Annotated in this window: 1 protein-coding gene; it reads left to right on the forward strand. The window is 72.9% G+C overall.

What is annotated here, in order from left to right; translation table 11 throughout:
* Positions 1-5: 5 nt before the first annotated feature.
* On the forward strand, positions 6-1,201 hold a 1,196-nt coding region (locus tag ACWD0Y_RS36680), incomplete at its 3' end, for an acetyl-CoA carboxylase biotin carboxylase subunit (RefSeq protein WP_450264582.1).

The following is a 1,201-nucleotide window of genomic DNA, read 5'->3' on the forward strand; positions in this document are numbered from 1 at the left end:
CCATCGTGCGCAAGGTGCTCATCGCCAACCGTGGCGAAATCGCTGTCCGCGTTGCTCGGGCCTGCCGGGATGCCGGGATCGCGAGCGTGGCCGTCTACGCCGATCCGGACCGGGACGCCGTGCATGTCCGTGCGGCGGACGAGGCGTTCGCTCTGGGCGGTGACACCCCGGCCGCCAGTTATCTGGACATGGCCAAGGTGCTGGCGGCGGCGAAGGACTCGGGGGCGGACGCGGTCCATCCGGGGTACGGGTTCTTGTCGGAGAACGCGGAGTTCGCCCAGGCGGTGCTCGATGCGGGGCTGACCTGGATCGGTCCGCCGCCGCAGGCGATCCGGGACCTGGGGGACAAGGTCGCCGCCCGGCACATCGCCCAGCGGGCCGGGGCGCCGCTGGTGGCGGGTACCGCGGACCCGGTCTCCGGCGCGGAGGAGGTGGTGGCCTTCGCGCGCGAGCACGGGCTGCCGATCGCGATCAAGGCGGCGTTCGGCGGTGGCGGGCGCGGTCTGAAGGTGGCCCGCACCCTGGAGGAGGTTCCCGAGCTCTACGACTCCGCGGTCCGCGAGGCGGTCGCGGCGTTCGGGCGCGGGGAGTGCTTCGTCGAGCGCTACCTCGACCGGCCCCGGCACGTGGAGACGCAGTGCCTGGCCGATGCGCACGGCAACGTGGTGGTGGTCTCCACCCGGGACTGCTCGTTGCAGCGCCGCCACCAGAAGCTGGTGGAGGAGGCCCCGGCCCCGTTCCTGACCCAGGAGCAGAACGCCGAGCTGTACGCCGCCTCCAAGGCGATCCTCAAGGAGGCCGGCTATGTGGGCGCGGGCACCGTGGAGTTCCTGGTCGCCGCGGACGGCACCATCTCCTTCCTGGAGGTCAACACCCGCCTGCAGGTCGAGCACCCGGTCTCCGAGGAGGTCACCGGCATCGACCTGGTCCGGGAGATGTTCCGCATCGCCGACGGCGAGGAGCTGGGCTACGACGACCCGGCGGTGCGCGGGCACTCCATCGAGTTCCGGATCAACGGCGAGGACCCGGGCCGTGGTTTCCTGCCCGCCCCGGGCACGGTGAGCGCCTTCGTCCCGCCCACCGGCCCCGGGGTGCGCCTGGACGCCGGGGTGGAGTCCGGCTCGGTGATCGGCCCGGCCTGGGACTCGCTGCTGGCCAAGCTGATCGTCACCGGCGCCACCCGCGAGCAGGCGCTGCAGCG

The sequence above is a fragment of the Streptomyces altiplanensis genome, from assembly GCF_053591575.1.